Raw genomic sequence first — 19704 nt, 5'->3', positions numbered from 1 at the left:
GCACACCGAGCCTAGGCGAGGTGCCGACAGGCGGGGCAGAGCGTTTTGGTTACTTTTGCGCTTTTCAAAAGTGACCCGCTGTAAGAGCGGAACCCTAAGCGGCCGTTACCTAAATAACGGATATGCACCCAGCCCAACCCCGCGCAAACGGTCAGACCCAATGATGAATCGGCCACCCAGCCTTTTCAGCATGCACACGCAGTACAGGATCCGGATTCACCACCTGCGGGTTCTCAACCTTCAGCAACAGTGGCAAGTCATTGCGCGAATCCGAATAGAAATACGCCCCATCGAGGTGCTCGCCTTCCTGCTCCAGCCATTCCATCAGGCGGGTGATCTTGCCCTCACGGTAAGTCAGTACACCGATGGTCTTGCCGCTGTACACCCCATGAGCAACATCCAACTCGATCCCCAACACTTCTTCAATGCCGATACGCGCCGCAATCGGCTTGACCAGATGCGTGCCCGAGGCCGAAATCACCAGGATCCGGTCACCGTTCTTGCGATGCCGGGCAATGGTGCGCGTGGCTTCGCTGTAGATCAGCGGCTCGATAACGTCCTCCACCCACGGTTCTACAAGGTGCTCGATTTCTTCCGGCGTGCGGCCAATCATCGGCTCCAGGCTGAAGTCCATGTAGTCTTCCATGGCCAGTTCGCCACGGCTGTAAGCGGCCATCAGTTCATTGTTCTTGCGCATGAACGACTCGCCATCCACCCACCCCAGGCGGCCCATCTGCTCACTCCACAGGGTGGCGCAGTCACCGTGGATCAGGGTGTCGTCCAGATCAAAAATTACCAAAGCCATCAGTCGTGCTTCCTCAACTCAAGTCGTCTAACGGGGATGCCCTCAGGCTACCTCACATAGCGCACTGGGATCGATGGAAAGTGCCAGGCGCACGCCGTCAGGGTGCAAATCCTCGGCCGAGCGGTTAAGTACATCCACCACCAACTCCACGCCGCGCGCTTCGATGCGGTAGCGAATCACGTTGCCCAGCAGGCTGTGGCTGCGCACCAGTGCATCCAGCTCGCCGCTGCGGCTCAGTTCGATGGATTCCGGGCGTATCGCGATTCGGCTGCTGATTGGCCGTTGCAGCAGTTGGCTGGCCTTGTCGGCATCCAGCAGGTTGTAGTTGCCGATAAAACCGGCGGCAAATACGTCGACCGGCGCGGTGTAGAGGGTCTCGGCATCGCCGCTCTGCACGATCTTGCCCTGGTTCATCAGGAAGATCCGGTCGGACATGGTCAGGGCTTCTTCCTGATCATGGGTCACGAAAATGGTGGTCAAGCCCAACTCGCGCTGGATCTGGCGGATCTGTTCGCGCAGGTGCTTGCGAATCCGCGCGTCGAGGGCCGACAGTGGCTCATCGAGTAACAGCAGGCGCGGGCGGGTCACCAGGGAGCGAGCCAGGGCCACACGCTGGCACTGGCCGCCGGACATCTGGTGTGGGTAGCGCCCGGCGAGTTCTTTCAGCTCCACCAGTTGCAACACTTCCTGCACGCGTTTGTGGCTGTCGTCGGCATTGACCTTTTGCATGCGCAGGCCGAAGGCGACGTTCTGTTCCACGGTCATGTTGGGGAACAGCGCGTAGCTCTGGAACACCATGCCGATATGCCGTTTTTGCGGGCTTAACGGAACGATGTCCTGGCCATCCAGCAGGATTTTCCCGCTGTCCACCGAGGTCAGGCCAGCGATGCAGCGCAGCAGGGTCGACTTGCCGCAGCCCGATGGACCGAGCAGGGTGACGAACTCGCCCTTGGCGATTTCGCAGTTGATGTCGCTGAATACCGGCGTGCCGGCGTAGCCTTTTTGCAGGTGTTGGACGCTGACGAAGCTCATTGGCTTTTGTCCTTGTTCAAGATGTTGGCGGCCCAGGTCAGCACCAGCACGAAGAAGAAATAGGAGATCACCAGGGCACTGGTGAAGTGGCCGCTGCTGTTACGCATATTGTTGAGGTACACCTGCAGTGTTTCGTACCGGGTGCCCACCAGGATGTTGGCGAATACGAACTCGCCGAACAGGAACGAGAACGACAGCAGCAACGCGACCATCAGGCCCTTGCGCAGGTTGGGCAGCACCACCAGGAACGCTGCCTGGAAGGTGCTGGCGCCGAGCAATTGGGAGGCGTCCATCAGGTCGCGCAGGTTGATCGCTTGCAGGTTGTTGGTGATTGCCCGGTACATGAACGGCAGCGCCACGGTGAAGTAGCAACCGATCAGGATCCACGGCGTGCCCACCATCGCAAACGGCCCCGAGCCATAGAGCTGCAACAGCCCCACCGACGACACCACCGGCGGCACCGCGAAGGGCAGCAGGATCAAGATGTTCATCAGCGCGTCGAGTTTCGGAAAGTGGTAATGCACCACAAACAGCAGCGGCAGGATCAGCACCACCGACAAAATCAGCGCACCCACGCACACCAGCAACGATTGGCCGAACGCGTTCAGAAAACGCGGGTCACTCCACAGCTGGATATACCACTTGAAGGTAAAACCGGACGGCAGGATGGTCGCCGACCAACTGCTGGCGATGGAGTAGACCAGGGTGCCGAGCAACGGCAGTACCAGGATCGCAAACAACAGGTACACCACTACGCGATGGTAGAGGGCGGCCGAGCCAGGTTCAGCGCGAGACATGGTAGCTCCTCTTGAGCAGCAGTTGATGGACCACGGTCACCACGGTCATCAGCGCCACCAGCACCACGGCCAGCGCGCTGGCCATGTTCGGGTCCAGGGAGATATCGCCGGAGACCATCGCCGCGATGCGGATCGGCAGTACGTTGAAGTTGCCGGTGGTCAGTGCATACACCGTGGCGTAGGCACCCAGGGCGTTGGCCAGCAGAATCACGAAGGTGCCCAGCAGCGCCGGGGTCAGCACCGGCAAGCCGATATGCCGCCAGTACTGCCAACCGTCGGCACCGAGCAATGAAGCCGACTCGCGCCAGTCTTCACGCAATGCGTCAAAGGCCGGGTAGAGCAGCAGCACGCCGAGGGGAATCTGGAAGTAGGTATAAAGGATGATCAGGCCGGTCTTGGAATACAGGTTGAAGTCCTGAATGATCCCCGCCTGCTTGAGCATGATGGTGATGCTGCCGTTAAAGCCCAGCAAGATGATGAAGGCGAAGGCCAACGGCACGCCGGCAAAGTTGCTGGTCATGTTGGCGAAGGCAGTCACGAAGTTGCGCAGTGGCCCGTCTACCCGACGCAGCGAATAACTGCCCAGCACCGCGATGATGATCCCGAACACGCTGGAGTAGAAGCTGATCTCCAGGCTGTACTGGATTGCCTGCAGGTAGAACTTCGAACTGAAGATCTTGCTGAAGTTGGCAAAGCCCCAGCCGAACTCTTCCGACTGAACGCTGCTGATCATCACCCACACCAGCGGGGCGATCTCGAACACGATAAAGAAGAGGGCGAAGGGCACCAGGCACAAGGCAGCCAGCCATTTGCCGCGGATCACTGAATTCACTTCAACAGCTCCCGGCATACAGGTTTGTCGTGGGGCACGCCCAGCAGTTCGCAGACGGTGCCGCACAATTCGGTTTGTTTGGGCGTGGCGTGGGTGTCGAAGCTGAAGGCATCACCGAGCACAAACAGCGGCACTTCCCGTTCTTCCGGCAACAGGCCGTTGTGGGAGCGGTCGTTGTTCATGCCGTGGTCGGCCGTCACCAGCACCTGGTAGCCGGCGTCGAGCCAGCCTTGCAGGTAGTCGGCGAGGATGATGTCGGCCGAGCGTGCGCTGTTGCGGTACTGCGGGGTGTCGAGGCCGTGCTTGTGGCCGGCGTCGTCGATGTTCATCGGGTGCACCACCAGGAAGTTCGGCGCGTGTTTCAGGCGCAGGCTCTCGGCATCGGCAAACAGGTGCGAGTCCGGGTAATGGTCATTCCAGTAGAAATGCCCGTGCTGGATCGCCAGCGCCGGGTCGTTGGTATGACGATCCCGGGCGGCAATGAAGGGGCTGCGGTTATACAACTCGCTGACCCAGTGATAAGCCGCCGCCGCTGTGGATAAGCCTGCGTCGGTGGCGTAATGGAAAATGCTGCGCTGGTTGGACAGTCGCGAGACGTTGTTGTGGACGATGCCGCTCTCGATCGGCGCAACGCCGGTGAGGATGCATTCGTACAGTGGCCGGGACAGGGCCGGCAGTTCACATTCCAGTTTGTACAGTGCTGCGCGTCCTGCGCCGACATAGGCCTGCAAGTGCCCCATGGCGTGTCGGGCAACCTCGTAATTCAGGCCGTCGAGCACGACAAGGATGACGTTGTGCTTCATAGGGGCTGGGGCTCCGCAACAAATAGGCGTGATTCGGTTTTTTGGTTGGAACACCGATCAAATGTGGGAGCTGGCGTGCCTGCGATAGCGGTGTGTCAGTCGACAATACTGCTGAATGTCATACCGTTATCGCAGGCAAGCCAGCTCCTACACTGGCCGCGTTCTTATTGCATATTGATGATGACTTCTTCCTGCCACTTCTGCGGCAGTGCCTTGGAGGTCTTCTCCCAGGCATCGGCGTCTTTGATCGGGGTTACTTTCTTGTACTGCTCGTTAGGCAGCAGCTTGGCCTGCACGTCGGCTGGCAAGGTCAGGTGCTCGGCACGAATCGGCCGCGCATTGCCTCGCGCCAGGTTGGTCTGGCCGGCGTCGCTGAAGATGTATTCGCGGGTCAGCTTGGCGGCGTTCGGGTGCTTGGCGTATTTGTTGATGATGGTGGTGTAGCCGGAAATCACCGAGCCGTCCGACGGGATCAGCACCACGTAGTCATCCGGGTTGGCCATCTTGGCTTTGTAGCTCAGGCCATTGAAGTCCCAGACCACGCCCACTTCAACTTCACCTTTTTCCATGGTGGCGATGGTCGGGTTGGCCAGCGACAGGCGGCCTTGCTTGGCGATGTCGGCGAACATCAACAGCGCAGGCTGAATGTTCTTCTCGTCGCCACCGTTGGCCAGTGCTGCGGCGAGTACGCCGTTGGCAGCCTGGGCGGCGGTGCTCACGTCACCAATGGAGACCTTGTATTTACCGGTCTTCAGGTCTGCCCAGCTTTTTGGGGCGTCGGAGCCGTGCAGCAGCTTTTTGTTGACGATAAACGCGATGGTGCCGGTGTAGGCCAGGGCCCAGTTACCGTCTTTGTCTTTCGCCCAATCCGGCACTTGTGCCCAGGTAGTCGGTTTGTAGGGTTGGGTCACGCCCTGTTTTACCGCGATCGGGCCGAAGGCTGCACCGACGTCGCCGATGTCGGCGCTGGCGTTGTCTTTTTCTGCTGCAAACTTGGCGACTTCCTGGGCCGAGCTCATGTCGGTGTCGATGTGCTTGAGGCCGTAGGTCTTGGCCAGGTCGTCCCAGGTGCCTTTCCAGTTGGCCCAGTCATCGGGCATGCCGACGCTGTTGACAGCGCCTTCCGCTTTCGCGGCGGCTTCGAGCGTTTTCAAATCGGTATCAGCAGCCATGGCGGCGGTGCACATGGCAATGGTCGAGCCTAACAGTGATGCCAGGAAAAGCTGTTTCATCCGAAGCTCCTTTGGGCGTTTTCAACGCTGCGTTTTTATGAACGATTGCGGTGGTGTTGGTCTAGGTCAGCAATACACGAGCCAATTTAGGCGCGGTGGATGACAGTTTCATGTCGATGTCGTTTTTTGTTGGCCTGGACGGGGGCTCGCCGGGTAAGCGTAGACCATGCGCAACCGCCCGGAAGCCTTGGACTTGGCCGATGTATTGCAGGCCTTGTAGCAGGAAGTCGCGCGGCGCTGTCATCTGTCGGTCATGTGCATTGCATAGGCTTGCACGCAACGGCAGAGGCGCGTTTAGAGGGCGTTTTGTGCACCTGAATAGTGCTGGTCTAGTCCAGATAGGTAACGTTGATGCGTGATGAGGCAACCAAAGCGGTGACAACCATTGGCCTGGCGCTGCAAGAGCAGATTGACCACGGGTTGTTGGCGCCTGCCAGTAAGCTGCCGGCCGAGCGCAAGTTGAGCGAGTTGTTTGGTACCACCCGGATCACGGTGCGGGAAGCCTTGTTACAACTTGAGGCCCAAGGGCAGATTTACCGCGAGGAGCGGCGGGGGTGGTTTGTGTCGCCGCCCAGGCTTGCCTATAACCTGATGCAGCGCAGTCACTTTCACGCGATGGTGAGTGCGCAGGGGCGTGTGCCGTCGACCGAGGTGATTTCGGCGCGGTTGCAGCCGGCGTCGGCGGCGGTGTGTGCGTGGTTGCAGTTGCCGGCGTTGTCCAGTGTGATTCAGATTTGCCGGGGGCGCAGGATTGATGGGCGGCTGGTGTTGTATGTGGAGCACTATCTGAATCCGCAGTATTTTCCGGGGATTCTGGAGTGCGATTTTAATCAGTCGATTACGGAGTTGTATGCGCGGGTGTATGACTTGCACTACGGGCGGGTGCGGTTTGAGATTGTGCCGACGTCACTGCAGGTTGAGGCGGCGGCGGCGTTGAGGGTGTCGGTGGGGAGCCCGGGGTTGCGGATTGCTCGGGTTAATTATGATCAGCATGAGCGGTTGATTGATTGTGATCTGGAGTTTTGGCGGCATGATGCGATTCATGTTGGGGTGGATGTGGTTTGACGCTTTGACGCTTTTGGGTGTGTACATATCCGTTATTCAGGTAACGGCCACTTAGGGTTTCGCTCTTACAGCGAGTCACTTTGCAAAAGCGGCAAAGTAACCAAAACGCTCTGCCCCGCCTGTCGGCGCCTCGCTTTGGCTCGGCGTTCCCTCTCTCCGGGATTGCTCCGCGGGCCGCCGCGACGGCCCGTCCCTGGCCCGTCGCGGCTAAACCGGCGTCCTGCCGGTTTACCCGCTCCTCAATCCCTGCGTTCGGCCTCGGGCTGAATGGGGCAGTTAGATCAAGATCACAAGCAAGATCAAGGGCACGGCGGCCTGAAAGCCGACCTGAGTGTTAAAAGCCAGAGCGAAAGCAGAGCCGCTTTTCTGTAGGAGCCGGCTTGCCGGCGAATAACCTGAGAACGCCGCGTTCATTCAGGACGCCCGCGTCATCGTTAACGATCTTCGCGAGCAAGCCCGCTTGTGTCTTGAGCTGAGATTAAGCTGAGGGTGAGAGCGGAACCCTACGAGGCCGTTACCTGAATAGCGGATAGGCCCTCAATCCGCAGCATTGGCATACAAATAATCCGTCGCCAACGAAGCCAGCGTCCGAACCCCAACCACCAACGCCGACTCGTCCACAAAGAACCCCGGGTTATGATTCGGCGCCGCCTTGCTCATCTCCTGATCCCGCGGCGTCACCCCCAAAAACACAAATAACCCGGGCGCTTCCTTGGCATAAAACGAGAAGTCCTCAGCCCCACCCACCAGCGGAGCGTTGACCACATCGCCATTCGCCGCCCAACGCAAACTCGGCAGCATCTTCTCGGTCAGCGCCGGGTTATTAATGGTCGGGTCATACTTCTCGATGATCGTAACCTCAGCCTTCGCCCCTCCACTTTCGGCAATTTTCTCGACGGTCTGGCGCACATCCGCATGCAGCTTCTGGCGAATGCCATAGTCGTAGGACCGAATGGTCCCACTCATATCCACCGACTCAGGAATGATGTTGTACCGCGTCCCCCCATTGATGGTGCCAATACTCACCACCGCCGGAAACGAAGAAATATCCGTACGCCGGCTGACCACCGTCTGCAACCCCACGATGGCCTGCGCCCCCACGGTAATCGGGTCGATGCCATCCCACGGCCGCCCGGCATGCGTCTGCTTGCCCAGGATCTTGATCCGCAGGTCATCCGAGCTGGCCAACGTCGGACCTGGCCGATATGCGATCTGCCCCGCAGGCACTCCAGCCCAAACATGAAGGCCAAACACCGCATCCGGCTTGGGCGATTTCATTACCCCTTCCTGCACCATCATCTTCGCGCCCCAGGTGTTTTTACCGTCGGGGATAAAGTCGCTCGGGCCTTCTTCCGCCGGCTGGAAATAAAACACCACGGTCCCCGGCAGACGATCACGCATGCCAGTCAGGATTTTCGCTGTACTGAGCAGGATGGCGGTGTGGGCGTCGTGGCCGCAGGCGTGCATCACGTCGACTTCTTTATCGAGGTACACACCCTTGGCCTTCGAGGCGAAGGGCAGGCCGGACACTTCTTTGACCGGCAGCGCATCCATGTCGGCGCGCAGGGCCACGGTCGGGCCGGGCAGGGCGCCCTTGAGGATGGCGACGACGCCGGTGCGGGCGACGCCGGTCTTGACCTCAAGCCCCATCTCCCGCAGTTGCTTGGCCACAAGCTCCGCAGTGCGATGTTCGGTGTTGCCCAGTTCCGGATGGGCGTGGATGTCGCGCCGGGTTTCCAGCAAGGCCGGCTCCAGCACTTTGGCCTGGGCGGCGATTGCTTCACGGGCACTGTCCTGGCCGCTGCTGGCGGCGATGACCGCGCTGCTGGCGACACCGCACAGCAGGCCGAATACCCATTGGTGTGTAAGACCGGTTAAACGCATAAGGACTCTCCATGTTTATTGTTGTTGATCCTGACGTCGTCCGGGCAGCGCTTATTCTTTCTCTTGCACGCCTCCCGCCGCCGTCACCACTTGCACGCTCAAGCGCGGGGTGGCCAGGTCCAGCCCGGCCTCATCCAGGTGACGCTTGAGCGACAGGTTGAACGCCCGCGAAACCTCCCACTGCTTGATCGGAGCGGTCTTGAAACGGGCGCGAAGGATCGCACTGCCGGACTCAAAACTCTCTACACCCTGAATCTCCAGCGGCGACCAGATGTTGCGCCGCTGCAACGGGTCGTTGCGCATCTTTTGCCCGACGTCGCGCATCAGCTTGATGGCGTCGTCGATTTCCATGTTGTACGGAATCGCCACCCGGAAGATCGCATAGCCGAATTCCCGGGAGTAGTTCTTGATGCTTTTGATTTCACTGAACGGGATCGTGTGCACGATGCCGTCGATGTCGCGCAGGCGCACGGTACGGATGGTCAAGCCTTCGACCGTGCCCAGGTGGCCGCCGACATCCACGTAGTCATCAATGGCCAGGGAGTCTTCGATAATGATGAACAGGCCGGTGATCAAGTCCGCCACCAATGACTGCGCACCAAAGCCGATTGCCAGGCCGATCACACCGGCACCGGCCAGCAGCGGGGTGACGTTCATGCCCATGTTCGCCAGGGCGACGATGGCGGCGATGATGAAGATAGTCACGAACAGCACGTTGCGAATCAACGGCATCATGGTCTGCGCACGCGCATTGGCCAGGCCTTTGCGCGAGCGGGTGAGGGCGTGGTGGATAGCGGTGTCGCTGAGGATCCAGATCAGCCAGGCGAACAGCAAGGTGCCGGCGAGGCCGAACAGCTTGACGCTGATTTCATGGCCGTCGCCTTCGGTAAAGCGGATCAGCGACAGGCCCCAGACCCGCAGGCCCAGTTCGATAAACACCAGCCACACCACGAGGTGGGCGAGGGTGTAGACGAAGCTTTTCAGGCGGTCGGAGTACAGCGCATGGCGTTTGTGCCCACGCTGGGGCTTGAGTGAATGGCGGCGCACCAGGCCGTTGATCACCATGCACAACACCAGCAATACCGTGCACAACAATGATTGGCGCAGGGCGGTGCTGGTGTCGCCGGCGGAGACGAAAGTGGCGAACAGCGAGATGCCCACCAGCAGCAATGCCGGCAGGTACCAGAAGGTGCCGACGATTTCGATGGTGTCGCTCAGGGCGCGGCGGGTCAGGCGGCGCGACAGCGGCTGGTTGCGGATCAGGTGTGCGATGGGCCGGCGGAAACGCAGGATGAACACGCCGGTGGACAGCGCGGCCATCACATTGGCGATGGTCGCGGCGACATGGGACAGGTGCTGGCCCAGGCTCTCGGCCAGGCGCGGGTCGCTGACGGCTTCGCCAAAGGCGGCAAAGCTGCCGATCAACCACAGCGGGCGAAAGGCCTGGTGCCGCAGGATGTACAGCGCGCGGTGGCGGTGCGGGCCGTCGAGCACGGAGAACGCGACCACGCAGATCGCCGAGAAACAGGTGCCCACCACCAGCGCGTAGGCCAGCACCATCGCCAGGGACTTGCCCAGGGAGGAGGGCAGCGCGTAACTCATGTACACAGTGATGACCAACGCAATCAGCCATGGCCCGAGTTTGCGCAAGGCAAAGCGCAGCAGGTCCCAGGTCTTGGGGTGTTGGGGCAGTTCCTCGGTGAGGCCGAAGCGTTCGCGCACCCGGTGACTGAGCCAGATCAGCACAGCGGCCAAAAGGCTCCAGAGCATCAGGATCATGGCAAAGGCAAAGATGATCGGCAGCCATTCACTGGCGGGCAGCATCAGGGCGGTGAGTTCATCCTTGGCCTGGTCGAACTCGCTGGACCAGCGATTGATCGGGCTGTCGGCACCCGAAAACTGTTGCTCAAGGCTCGACAGGGTGCCACCGATCAAACCCAGTACACCCAGTTCAGCGGCGGGCTGGGCCTTTTGCGTGGTTTCGCGGAGTTTTTTCAGGTCGTTGAGCAGCTTGGTGCGCTGCTGGTCGTTTTCCAGGGTCTTGATCACCTCGTCCAGCGACTGGCCCAGCGGGACGTCGGCTTGCGGCTGGGGTTTGTTGGTGCTGCCCAGCAGGCCCGGCAGGCTCACGGCGTGGGCAGGCGCCATGGGCAGCAGGGTCAGCAGGCAGATAAACAGGCAGCAGGGCAGGGCAAACAGACGGGCAAGCACGAGGCGGTCAACCTTAAAAACGACGAATTGACCGAGTGTACGAGGCCGTCATGTGCAATGCGAGTGGGATTGTCATTCGGCGAGTTTGGCGAGGATCTTGTACACCACGGTGCCGAGGATCAGCAGCATGCCGATGCACATGCCGAACACGCCAATGCCTTTGTCGCGAAAGTTGAAGCCTATGGCCAGGAGGATCATGCCGATCAGGATGGGGATGAGCATGGAGTGGAAGGCGGACATGGTGATCATGGGACGACGGCCTTGTCGGATGGGAATGGGTGCAAGTCTAGGCGGATTTCGCAAAATGCGAGTTGATCGGTGTCAGAAACGCTACAACGGCCCGGCTAATTTCCAACGCCGATGGCTTTTTTTCGATTGGCCATGGTCCACATCCATCAGGAACCTTTAAACCCAGGAGCATTCATCCATGAGCACACCCAAGGCACTGTTGATTCTGCACGGCAAGCAAGCCCTCAATGAGCAGGTGCGGGCGGCGGTGCAGGGCAAGCGCGACCAGGGTTGGGAATTGGCTGTTCGGGTGACGTGGGAGGGAGGCGATGCCCAGCGGTTTGTCGATCAAGCCCTGGCCGATGGCTACACCCGGTTGATTGCCGGCGGCGGAGATGGCACGTTGCGGGATGTGGCCGAGGCCATGGCCCGGGCCAACACCGACGCCAGCCTGGTGCTGATGCCGCTGGGTACCGCCAACGATTTTGCCCGCGCCGCCGGCGTGCCGCTGGAGCCTGAGCTGGCTCTGGAGCTGCTGGACGTGCCGGCGCGTGCTATCGACTTGGGCGAGGTGGGCGGGCAGATCTTCCTTAATATGGCCACCGGCGGTTTTGGCAGCCAGGTCACCGCCAATACCTCCGAAGACCTGAAGAAGGTCCTCGGTGGCGCAGCGTATTTGTTTACCGGCCTGTCACGCTTCAGCGAATTGCGCGCGGCCTACGCTGAGTTGCAGGGCCCCGACTTTCACTGGCGCGGCGAGTTGCTGGCATTGGGCATCGGCAACGGGCGCCAGGCCGGCGGGGGCCATGTGTTGTGCCCCGGCGCCCTGGCCGATGATGGATTGCTGGACATCAGCATCCTGCCAGCCCCACAGGAGGTGGTCGGCACCCTGCGCAACCTGATGACGGATGGCTGGGGCCTGGACAACATGTTTGTGCGGGCGCGTTTGCCGTGGGTCGAAATCAAGGTCGCCGAAGGGCTGGCGATCAACCTGGATGGCGAGCCGCTGCAGGGTGACGACCTGCACTTTGCTGCCTTGCCCCAGGCGCTGCGGGTGCACCTGCCGGCGGATTCGCCGTTGCTGGCTAATCGTCCAGGCTGATGATGTGTTCGCGCACGGCGAACAACACCAGGCCTGCCACGTCGAAAATCTGCAGGCGCTTCATGATTTGCGAGCGGTGGGCTTCCACGGTCTTGATGCTCAAGCCCAGGCCATTGGCGATTTCCCGGGTGGACTTGCCGCGCACGATCAGGCGCAGGATTTCCAACTGGCGTGCCGTCAGGTTGTGGTTGTGAGGCCGCGGGTTGGCCTGGGCCTGATTGCGCACCAGCGCCTGGTTGATCACCGTGTGGGCGATGGCCGGGCTCAGGTAGCGTTCGTTGTTGCGCAAGGCCAGCAGCGCCTGTTCCAGCTCATTGGCGGTGGTGTCCTTGAGCAGGTAGCCATGAGCGCCGGATTCCAGGGCGCACATGATCAGTTCCGGGTCGGTGTGCATCGACAGGATCAGCACTTTGCTCTTGGGATGGGCGCGCTTGAGAGACTTGAGCGCATCGAGCCCGCCGGTGTGCTTCATCGACAGGTCGAGCAGTACGATGTCCGGTTGCAGCGCGTCGAATCGCTCCAGCAGCTGGGCACCATCGCTGGCTTCGCCGACCACTGCGTAGCCGGGAATATCCATGACCAGCGCGCGCACGCCGGCCCTGATCAGGGAGTGGTCATCCACCAGGAGTAAGTTGCACGTCACTCTAGAACCTTATGGGGGTTGGCCCGTTCGAGGGCGCGGGGCGCCCAGGGGAAAAGCGCTTCGATCCTTGTCCCAAAGCCGGGCTGGCTATTGACGGACAACGTGCCTCCCAGTTGATCAATTCGCTCGGACATCCCGGCCATGCCCCGTTGGCCTTCCAGGGCGGGGTTGATGGCGGGTGAAAAGCCCCGGCCGTCATCGCTGATAAACAGTGACAGGCCTTCGGGCAGGCGTTGCAGGCGCACCAGCAGGTTATGTGCCTGGGCATGGCGCAGCATATTGGTGACGGCTTCCTGGGTAATGCGAAAAGCCGCAACGGCCATCTCTTCCGGGATGCCCGTCAGCCTTTGATGGCATTCCAGGCTCCAGCTCACCCGGGTGTTTTCCAGGGCCTTGAGCAGGTGCGCCCGCAGGCTCGCCTCCAGCCCCAGGCTCGCCAACTGCCGGGGGTTGAGGATGGCCGACACGTCCTGCACCTTGGCCAGGGTTTCGTTCAAGGTGTTACACAGTACTGAACAATGGCCTTGCAGGTCTGCCGGCAGGCGGCGTTTGAGCCACTCACTTTGCAGCTTGGCGGCGGTCAACAATTGGCCAATATCGTCGTGCAGTTCGCGGCTCAGGCGATGACGCTCGTTTTCCTGAACCTGCAACAGGCGGTCGGCCAACTCCTGGGGCTGGAACTTGATGGATTTGCGTGAGCGCCACTGTTGCAGGCCTACCACCGACAAGATGGCCAGGTTCAACAGCAGCAGGATGAGAGGAATATTGGCCGAGTGTGCATAACCCCACAGGCTGAACAGGCATGCGCACAGGCATAGCGCGAGCGTCATCCAGCGTGCATTGCTTCGGGACACGGACCTTGCGATGAGTGACTTCAGGCTGGCGTACATAGGAGGCGCATTTCACGTTTATATGCATCATGAAGTTGAGTCACTTCGAGCGGGGCATGGTACCACCACTATTACCGTTGGTCGCCTGGCGCCGAGCCTGATGAGTAGTATTAATCACGGCAGTGCCCCGGGAGGTAGTCCAGGAGTTCAAATAGTGGGGAAGTTGTATCATTGAAGTCTTTTTGTATCGGTATTGTCGTTAGTGGCTTATTGATATTTTTTGCTAACGACGACGTCAGGCAGGATTAGTTGTGGCTGTCGTTTTTGGATAAGGCGGCAATTGAATACGACATTTCTCTGATTGGATGCGAAGAATACTCAAATGGCGTAAGGCACGCGGTGCTGTCGCTTATAACCGAAGTCGCTTTGCGGGATGTGTTGGACGACCGTGGCAATTAACGCGGTTTGTTCGGTTTCATCCAGGCCGAGCTTGCCGGTTTTTGCATCGATCAACTCCAGTTGCCAGGCCAGTAAGGTCAGGCAGGCATTCAGCGCATCCAGTGCCTGATCATGCAATTGCAGGGGGCTGGCGGCATTGCTGATCAAGTACTGCACATGCCGTGAAAACTCGCTGATCGCCCGCAGGGCCAAGGCGTCGGACTTTTCCGCAAGCTTGATCAGGCTGCTTTTCATGCAATCGACGGCGTCGCTGTCGTTGCGGATCAGATGCAGGTGGCTCAAGCACTCCTGGGATTTGTCCAGCAGCATTTGTGCCTCAAGGAGGAACTCGGGAAGTGCAAGTTGCCACTCTTTGCCGTCGTTCATCATGCAAGTCTCCACAACATACGGTCGGATAATGAGATGTTGCACCTGGTCAATGGCTTAAAAGTACCGCTGAAATATGACGAATATCTGTAGTCTGCTTCCGACTTTTCAGTAGGACTTTTATTTGATTGATCGCTGCGTTCGTCCGGCACCCTCACATTCCTCAAGGGCATTCGCACAACTTCTTCGGTTGCCAAGACGTAAGTCTTTGGACGACCCGTGGGCCGTGGGCTTGCGATAGCAAACAAAAGCCTGACTCCATTCATGCAATGAGAATGGCGTCACATTAATGGCTATTAGATATCGCGAATATCAGGTTGATCCTGATTGTGGGTAGGGGAATCCCTTACATGGGGGAACCTCGCGCTGACTTTGTGGTCACGCGGCGGTGGTGATGGGCCTTGCGTTGAAGCAAGCTCAGTAAAGCATGATGTCAGTGTGACATCAATGGATTTACATGGCATTTTAGCGGGGGTCAAGGTCCGGCGTTTGCCGCCGATAACCTCCTTCAGTGACCAGCACTATCCATCCGCTAAACCCAGGAGTCTTTAATGGCCGGCATTCTCGACACGGTAGATCAACGCACACAATTGGTGGGCGAGAATCGCCTGGAGATCCTCATGTTTCGCCTGGCCGGGCGGCAGTTGTTCGCGATCAACGTGTTCAAGGTGCAGGAAGTGCTGCAACTGCCCAAGTTGACCCTGATGCCCCAGCGGCATCCCTTTGTCTGCGGCGTGGTCAACCTGCGTGGCCAGACGTTGCCGGTGATCGACCTGTCCCAGGCGATTGGCATGCGCCCGCTGATTCCGGGGCCTAACAGCACCATTATCGTCACCGAATACAACCGCTCGGTGCAGGCATTCCTGGTGGGCGGCGTCGACCGCATCGTCAACATGAACTGGGAAGCGATCCTGCCACCACCGGCCAGTGCCGGGCGCCAGCATTACCTGACGGCCATCAGCAAGGTCGACGACCAGTTGGTGGAAATCATCGACGTGGAAAAAGTCCTCGCCGAAATCGTGCCGTACAACGCCAAGGTCTCCCGCGAGAAACTCGAAGACCCGGTGCTGGAGCGCGCCCGTGGCCGAGAAGTGCTGCTGGTGGATGACTCCAACGTGGCCCTTTCGCAACTGCGTGACACCCTCGGCCAACTGGGGGTGAAGATGCACATTGCCAGCGATGGCCTCAAGGCCCTGAACATGCTCAAGGCTTGGGCCGACAGCGGCCAGGTGATGACCGACAAACTGTTGATGATCTTCACCGACGCCGAAATGCCCGAGATGGACGGCTACCGCCTGACCACCGAAATTCGCAATGACCCGCGCCTGCGTGGCCTCTACGTCGTACTGCACACCTCGTTGTCCGGCAGCTTCAACGATTCGATGGTGAAGAAGGTCGGGTGCGACAACTTCCTCTCCAAGTTCCAGCCCGACAAGTTGGTGGACGTGGTTCGTCAACGCTTGATGCTGGACGAAGTACCGGCTTGAGCTTAGGGTGGCGGCTTTGCCCCTCAGGAATGCAGGCCCATGCTTCGTCTCAGCGCGTTGTACCGATACCCCTTGAAGTCCGGCAAGGGTGAACCCTTGCAGCAGATCGCCCTGGATACACTTGGGCTCGACGGGGATCGACGCTGGATGTTGGTGGACGAGGCCAGCGGGCGTTTCCTGACCCAGCGCGCCGTGGCCAAAATGAGCCAGCTGTCGGCGTTATGGAACAGCGCCGGCGGCCTGACCCTGAGCGCCGAAGGGCAGCCTGCCCTCGACGTGCCACTGCCCGGCGACGATGCCGAGTTGCGCGGCGTGACTATCTGGCGCGACACCCTGCGTGTGCCGGATGCCGGTGATGCGGCGGGCGCCTGGCTCAGCGAATTCATCGGCAAACCCACGCGTCTGGTGCAAGTGCCGCTGGCGCGTGCACGTACCACCGAGGCCGGTTATGGCAAGGATGATGACAAGGTCGCGTTTGCCGATGGTTTTCCACTGTTGCTGATCGGCCAAGCGTCCCTGGATGACCTGTCCCAACGCGTCGGTCGCCCCATGGAAATGCTGCGTTTTCGTCCCAACCTGGTGATCGAGGGCAGCGAAGCGTTTGCCGAGGACGGCTGGAAACGGGTGCGGATTGGCGACGTCGAGTTTCGTGTGGTCAAGTCCTGCTCACGTTGCATCCTGACCACCATTGATCCGGCGAGCGGCGAACGCAGTGCCGACCGCGAACCGCTGGCCACGCTCAAGACCTATCGCGAGCAAGAGGGCGATGTGATGTTCGGGCAGAACCTGGTCAACGACGGTGTGGGGCGCCTGGAAGTCGGCATGCCGGTGACGATTCTCGAGTAATCGGCCCTGAAATGAAAAATGCCCGTCTCGCGAGAGACGGGCATTTTTTTCGGCTATCGAAAGATCAGCCGCGGTATTCGCACAGGTAAGCCGTGTCGACGGCTACTTTCAGCTGGAACTTGCTGTTGGCAGGCACGTTGAACTGGCTGCCGGCTTCGAAGGTTTCCCAGTCCGCGCTGTCTGGCAGCTTGACGGTCAGCGCGCCTGATACCACGTGCATGATTTCACGCTGGGCGGTGCCGAACTCGTATTCGCCCGGGGCCATGACACCGACGGTCGCCGGACCTTCTGCAGTGCCGAAAGCGATCGACTTGACGGTGCCGTCGAAGTACTCGTTGACTTTAAACATGGGCGAATCCTCGGAAAAGGGTCAAGAAAGGTCGGCCAGTATGCCTTCTACACGGGCAAAATCAACGGCAGCAGCCGTGCGGTATTGCGCGCATCTTCGAGCGCCCGATGCTGCTGGCCATGGAACTGCATCCCGGCCAGTTGCAGCGCGCCGTTGAGCCCCAGCGGCTTGTCCAGGCGCCGGGCCTTGGCGAAGCGCTGCTTGAGGTTCACGTGGGGCGTCTGGCCCAGCACGCTGCTCAAGCCATGGCGCTGCCACTCCAGCTCCAGTTGCTGGCGGTCGTAGTCACCCCAGCTCGCCCAGCCCTCAAGGCGAGCCTGGTGTTGCCCGAGCCAGCGTTCGAACAGCGGCCACACCTCAGTCAACGGCGCGGCAGCGTCGATATTAGCCTGGGTGATGTGGGTCAGCTGGCGGCAGAACGGCGTCAGCAATGGCCGGCGCAACGGCCGTACAAAACGCTGGAAATGGTCCAGCTCACGGCCCTGGCGGTTAACCAGGCTCACACCGATTTCGATGACTTCCATCTCGGTCACGGGCCAGCCGCCTTCATCCGTTGTGGCTTCAAGATCAATAATCAGCCAATGAGGCATCGCAGGTTCCCGTACTCTTCCCGTCCTGATGGGGATAGAGCGTAGCCAAGCCTGCTAGTTCCGCCCAGGGCTTACTCGATCTCCAGCAAAATCTGACGGTTCCTGACCTGATCGCCTGCAACCGCCTGGATTCGCTTGACCACGCCACTCATGCCGGCCTTGAGTGGGTGCTCCATTTTCATCGCTTCCAGCACCAGCAATAGCTGACCCTGGCTGACCGAATCACCTTCGCTGACCCGTACCTCGACAATCGCGCCGTCCATCGGCGCCTTGACGGTGCCGTTGCTGGCCTCGGCCTGGCGGGTGGCAACGGCTTGGGTTTGGTTGGTGATGCACACGCCGGGCAGCCAGCAACGAGTTCCTTGCAGGTGGTAGGCGATACGGCGGCGGATGCCGTTGACCACGGCTGTGGCCCAGCGGCCGTCGCTGGTGAGGTCGCGGACCTCGATGGCCTGCTGATCAATCTCGATTTGCAGGCAATTGTCTGCCAGCACACTGAGGCTGATTGCCCGGGGCTCATCCTGTTCGGCCAATTGGTAGGTCCATGGCACGCTGGCGTTGTTACGCCAGCCAGAGAGCGGCGTGGGGTGAGCATTGGCGCTGTGTTGATAAAACATCGCGGCGGCCAGTGCCAGTTCATTGTGGGTCGCGTTGGTAGGTGGAATGTCGCTGAAGTGTTCGGCGATAAAGCCGGTACTGAAGTCGCCCGCGATGAATTGCGGATGCTTGAGCAAGCTGGCCAGCAGGCGCTGGTTGGTGGCGACGCCGAGCAGCACGCAGTCTTCCACGGCCCTGACCAGCTTGCGCCGGGCCTCTTCGCGGGTGGCGCCGTGGGCGATGATCTTGCCCAGCATCGGGTCGTAGAACGGGGTGATGCGCTGGCCTTCCAGCACGCCATGATCGATGCGCACTCGGGCAGTCGGTTCCCAGCGCAACACGTCGCCGGTTTGCGGCAGGAAGCCCTGGGCCGGGTCTTCGGCGTACAGGCGCACTTCCATGGCGTGGCCGCTGAGGGTCACTTGTTCCTGGCGCAGGGGCAGGGGCTGGCCGGCGGCGATGTGCAGTTGCCAGGCGACGAGGTCGAGGCCGGTGATCAGCTCGGTGACCGGGTGTTCGACTTGCAGGCGGGTGTTCATTTCCAGGAAGTAGAAGTCGCCGTTGCGGTCGAGCAGGAATTCGACGGTGCCGGCGCCGACGTAATTGACGGCGCGGGCGGCCTTGAGGGCGGCTTCGCCCATGGCTTGGCGCAGCTCAAAGGTCATGATGGGGCAGGGGGCTTCTTCGATGATTTTTTGATGGCGGCGCTGGATCGAGCAGTCGCGTTCGCCGAGGTAGATCAGGTTGCCGTGGGTGTCGCCGAACAGTTGGATTTCGACGTGGCGGGGGGCGATCAGGGCATGTTCGAGGATGAGTTCGGCGCTGCCGAAGGCGTTTTGTGCTTCGGAGCGGGCGGTGCGCAGGTGTTCTAGCAGGGTGTCGGGGCTGTGGACCAGGCGCATGCCGCGACCGCCGCCGCCGGCGCTGGCCTTGATCATCAGTGGGTAGCCGATGTGGGTGGCTTGTTGTTGCAGGGTTTGGTCGTCCTGGTCTTGGCCTTGGTAGCCTTTGATGCAGGGGACGCCGGCGTTGAGCATGGCGATTTTTGATAGGCGTTTGCTGCCCATCAGTTCGATGGCTTCGGGGCTGGGGCCGATGAAGGTCAGGCTGGCTTTGGCGCAGGCGCGGGCGAAGTCGGGGTTTTCGGAGAGGAAGCCGTAGCCGGGGTGGATGGCGTCGGCGCCGGTGCGGTGGGCTGCGTCGAGGATGGCTTCGATGTTGAGGTAGGACTGGTTGACCGGGGCGGGGCCGATGTTGATGGCTTCGTCGGCCATCTGGACGTGCAGGCTGTTGGCGTCGGGGGCGCTATAGACCGCTACTGTGCGGTAGCCCAGGGATTGGGCGGTGCGCTGGATGCGGCAGGCGATTTCGCCACGGTTGGCTATGAGGATTTTGTTGAACATCGGCATGGTGGTGTCCCTTGGCTTGTCGGGTACATATCCGTTTTTTTGGTAACGGCTGCTTATGGTTCCGCTCTTACAGCGGGTCACTTTTGAAAAGCGCAAAAGTAACCAAAACGCTCTGCCCCGCCTGTCGGCACCTCGCC

Annotated in this window: 18 protein-coding genes and 1 pseudogene; 4 read left to right on the top strand and 15 right to left on the bottom strand. The window is 60.4% G+C overall.

The annotated features are described in order from the left end of the window. Nucleotides 1–151: 151 nt before the first annotated feature. The 6 genes from ACZRN6_RS30680 to ACZRN6_RS30655 all read right to left on the bottom strand — a co-directional run bounded on the left by ACZRN6_RS30680 (nt 152) and on the right by ACZRN6_RS30655 (nt 5501). Nucleotides 152–805 (bottom strand): HAD family hydrolase, encoded by a 654-nt coding sequence (locus ACZRN6_RS30680; RefSeq protein ID WP_464009589.1) that lies wholly within the window; start codon nt 803–805, stop codon nt 152–154. A gap of 42 nt (nt 806–847) precedes the next feature. Next, on the bottom strand, nt 848–1837 hold the full coding sequence (locus ACZRN6_RS30675; protein WP_322146333.1) for an ABC transporter ATP-binding protein: 990 nt from the start codon (nt 1835–1837) through the stop codon (nt 848–850). Then, a complete protein-coding gene (locus tag ACZRN6_RS30670) occupies nt 1834–2634 on the bottom strand; it encodes an ABC transporter permease (RefSeq protein ID WP_088427194.1) in 801 nt (266 codons plus the stop codon). The genes ACZRN6_RS30675 and ACZRN6_RS30670 overlap by 4 nt, the downstream gene beginning before the upstream one ends. Then, nucleotides 2621–3466, bottom strand: coding sequence for an ABC transporter permease (locus ACZRN6_RS30665; protein ID WP_088427195.1), 846 nt, complete (start codon nt 3464–3466; stop codon nt 2621–2623). The genes ACZRN6_RS30670 and ACZRN6_RS30665 overlap by 14 nt, the downstream gene beginning before the upstream one ends. Beyond that, on the bottom strand, nt 3463–4269 hold the full coding sequence (locus tag ACZRN6_RS30660; RefSeq protein ID WP_322146331.1) for an alkaline phosphatase family protein: 807 nt from the start codon (nt 4267–4269) through the stop codon (nt 3463–3465). Before ACZRN6_RS30660 ends, ACZRN6_RS30665 begins: the two co-directional genes overlap by 4 nt. Nucleotides 4270–4433: 164 nt before the next feature. Further along, a complete protein-coding gene (locus ACZRN6_RS30655; protein ID WP_322146330.1) occupies nt 4434–5501 on the bottom strand; it encodes an ABC transporter substrate-binding protein in 1068 nt (355 codons plus the stop codon). Nucleotides 5502–5852: 351 nt separating this feature from the next. Between ACZRN6_RS30655 and ACZRN6_RS30650 the strand changes: the two genes are divergently transcribed. Next, complete coding sequence (locus ACZRN6_RS30650; RefSeq protein WP_322146329.1) at nt 5853–6566, top strand: UTRA domain-containing protein; 714 nt, start codon at nt 5853–5855, stop codon at nt 6564–6566. A 537-nt stretch (nt 6567–7103) separates the two neighbouring features. On the opposite strand, the gene ACZRN6_RS30645 is transcribed toward ACZRN6_RS30650, so the two are convergent. The 3 genes from ACZRN6_RS30645 to ACZRN6_RS30635 all read right to left on the bottom strand — a co-directional run bounded on the left by ACZRN6_RS30645 (nt 7104) and on the right by ACZRN6_RS30635 (nt 10910). Further along, nucleotides 7104–8450: an amidohydrolase gene (locus ACZRN6_RS30645; RefSeq protein ID WP_322146328.1), complete on the bottom strand. Its 1347-nt coding sequence runs from the start codon at nt 8448–8450 to the stop codon at nt 7104–7106. A 51-nt stretch (nt 8451–8501) separates the two neighbouring features. Further along, nucleotides 8502–10661: a mechanosensitive ion channel family protein gene (locus tag ACZRN6_RS30640; RefSeq protein WP_464009588.1), complete on the bottom strand. Its 2160-nt coding sequence runs from the start codon at nt 10659–10661 to the stop codon at nt 8502–8504. Nucleotides 10662–10733: 72 nt separating this feature from the next. Then, the gene (locus ACZRN6_RS30635; protein ID WP_464009587.1) at nt 10734–10910 is read right to left on the bottom strand and encodes a hypothetical protein; all 177 of its coding nucleotides are present in this window, start codon (nt 10908–10910) and stop codon (nt 10734–10736) included. A gap of 178 nt (nt 10911–11088) precedes the next feature. Between ACZRN6_RS30635 and yegS the strand changes: the two are divergent. Further along, nucleotides 11089–12013 (top strand): annotated as a pseudogene (yegS, locus tag ACZRN6_RS30630) (lipid kinase YegS); the annotation flags it as partial. Here the strand turns inward: yegS and ACZRN6_RS30625 are convergent. The 3 genes from ACZRN6_RS30625 to ACZRN6_RS30615 all read right to left on the bottom strand — a co-directional run bounded on the left by ACZRN6_RS30625 (nt 11975) and on the right by ACZRN6_RS30615 (nt 14289). Continuing rightward, nucleotides 11975–12634 (bottom strand): response regulator transcription factor, encoded by a 660-nt coding sequence (locus tag ACZRN6_RS30625; protein ID WP_322148726.1) that lies wholly within the window; start codon nt 12632–12634, stop codon nt 11975–11977. The pseudogene yegS and the gene ACZRN6_RS30625 overlap by 39 nt on opposite strands. After that, a complete protein-coding gene (locus ACZRN6_RS30620; protein ID WP_464009586.1) occupies nt 12631–13524 on the bottom strand; it encodes a sensor histidine kinase in 894 nt (297 codons plus the stop codon). The genes ACZRN6_RS30625 and ACZRN6_RS30620 overlap by 4 nt, the downstream gene beginning before the upstream one ends. A 318-nt stretch (nt 13525–13842) precedes the next feature. Further along, a complete protein-coding gene (locus ACZRN6_RS30615) occupies nt 13843–14289 on the bottom strand; it encodes a hypothetical protein (RefSeq protein WP_322148725.1) in 447 nt (148 codons plus the stop codon). Nucleotides 14290–14840: 551 nt separating this feature from the next. Here ACZRN6_RS30615 and ACZRN6_RS30610 point away from each other — a divergent pair. Both ACZRN6_RS30610 and ACZRN6_RS30605 read left to right on the top strand, forming a co-directional pair. Continuing rightward, the gene (locus tag ACZRN6_RS30610; RefSeq protein WP_003219769.1) at nt 14841–15776 is read left to right on the top strand and encodes a chemotaxis protein CheV; all 936 of its coding nucleotides are present in this window, start codon (nt 14841–14843) and stop codon (nt 15774–15776) included. A gap of 39 nt (nt 15777–15815) precedes the next feature. Further along, nucleotides 15816–16622 (top strand): MOSC domain-containing protein, encoded by an 807-nt coding sequence (locus ACZRN6_RS30605; RefSeq protein ID WP_322146324.1) that lies wholly within the window; start codon nt 15816–15818, stop codon nt 16620–16622. Between the two features lie 64 nt (nt 16623–16686). Here ACZRN6_RS30605 and ppnP read toward each other — a convergent pair whose 3' ends face one another. The 3 genes from ppnP to ACZRN6_RS30590 form a co-directional block, all read right to left on the bottom strand. After that, nucleotides 16687–16971, bottom strand: a complete 285-nt coding sequence (ppnP, locus tag ACZRN6_RS30600; protein WP_322146323.1) for a pyrimidine/purine nucleoside phosphorylase — start codon at nt 16969–16971, stop codon at nt 16687–16689. Nucleotides 16972–17018: 47 nt separating this feature from the next. Further along, nucleotides 17019–17561 (bottom strand): 3'-5' exonuclease, encoded by a 543-nt coding sequence (locus ACZRN6_RS30595; RefSeq protein ID WP_322146322.1) that lies wholly within the window; start codon nt 17559–17561, stop codon nt 17019–17021. 71 nt (nt 17562–17632) lie between these two features. After that, complete coding sequence (locus tag ACZRN6_RS30590; RefSeq protein WP_464009585.1) at nt 17633–19567, bottom strand: acetyl/propionyl/methylcrotonyl-CoA carboxylase subunit alpha; 1935 nt, start codon at nt 19565–19567, stop codon at nt 17633–17635. Nucleotides 19568–19704: the final 137 nt, after the last annotated feature.

It is taken from the genome of Pseudomonas sp. A125 (assembly GCF_055409485.1).
The sequence above is the reverse complement of the archived record's forward strand: the minus strand, read 5'-3'. Positions and strand labels throughout refer to the sequence as shown.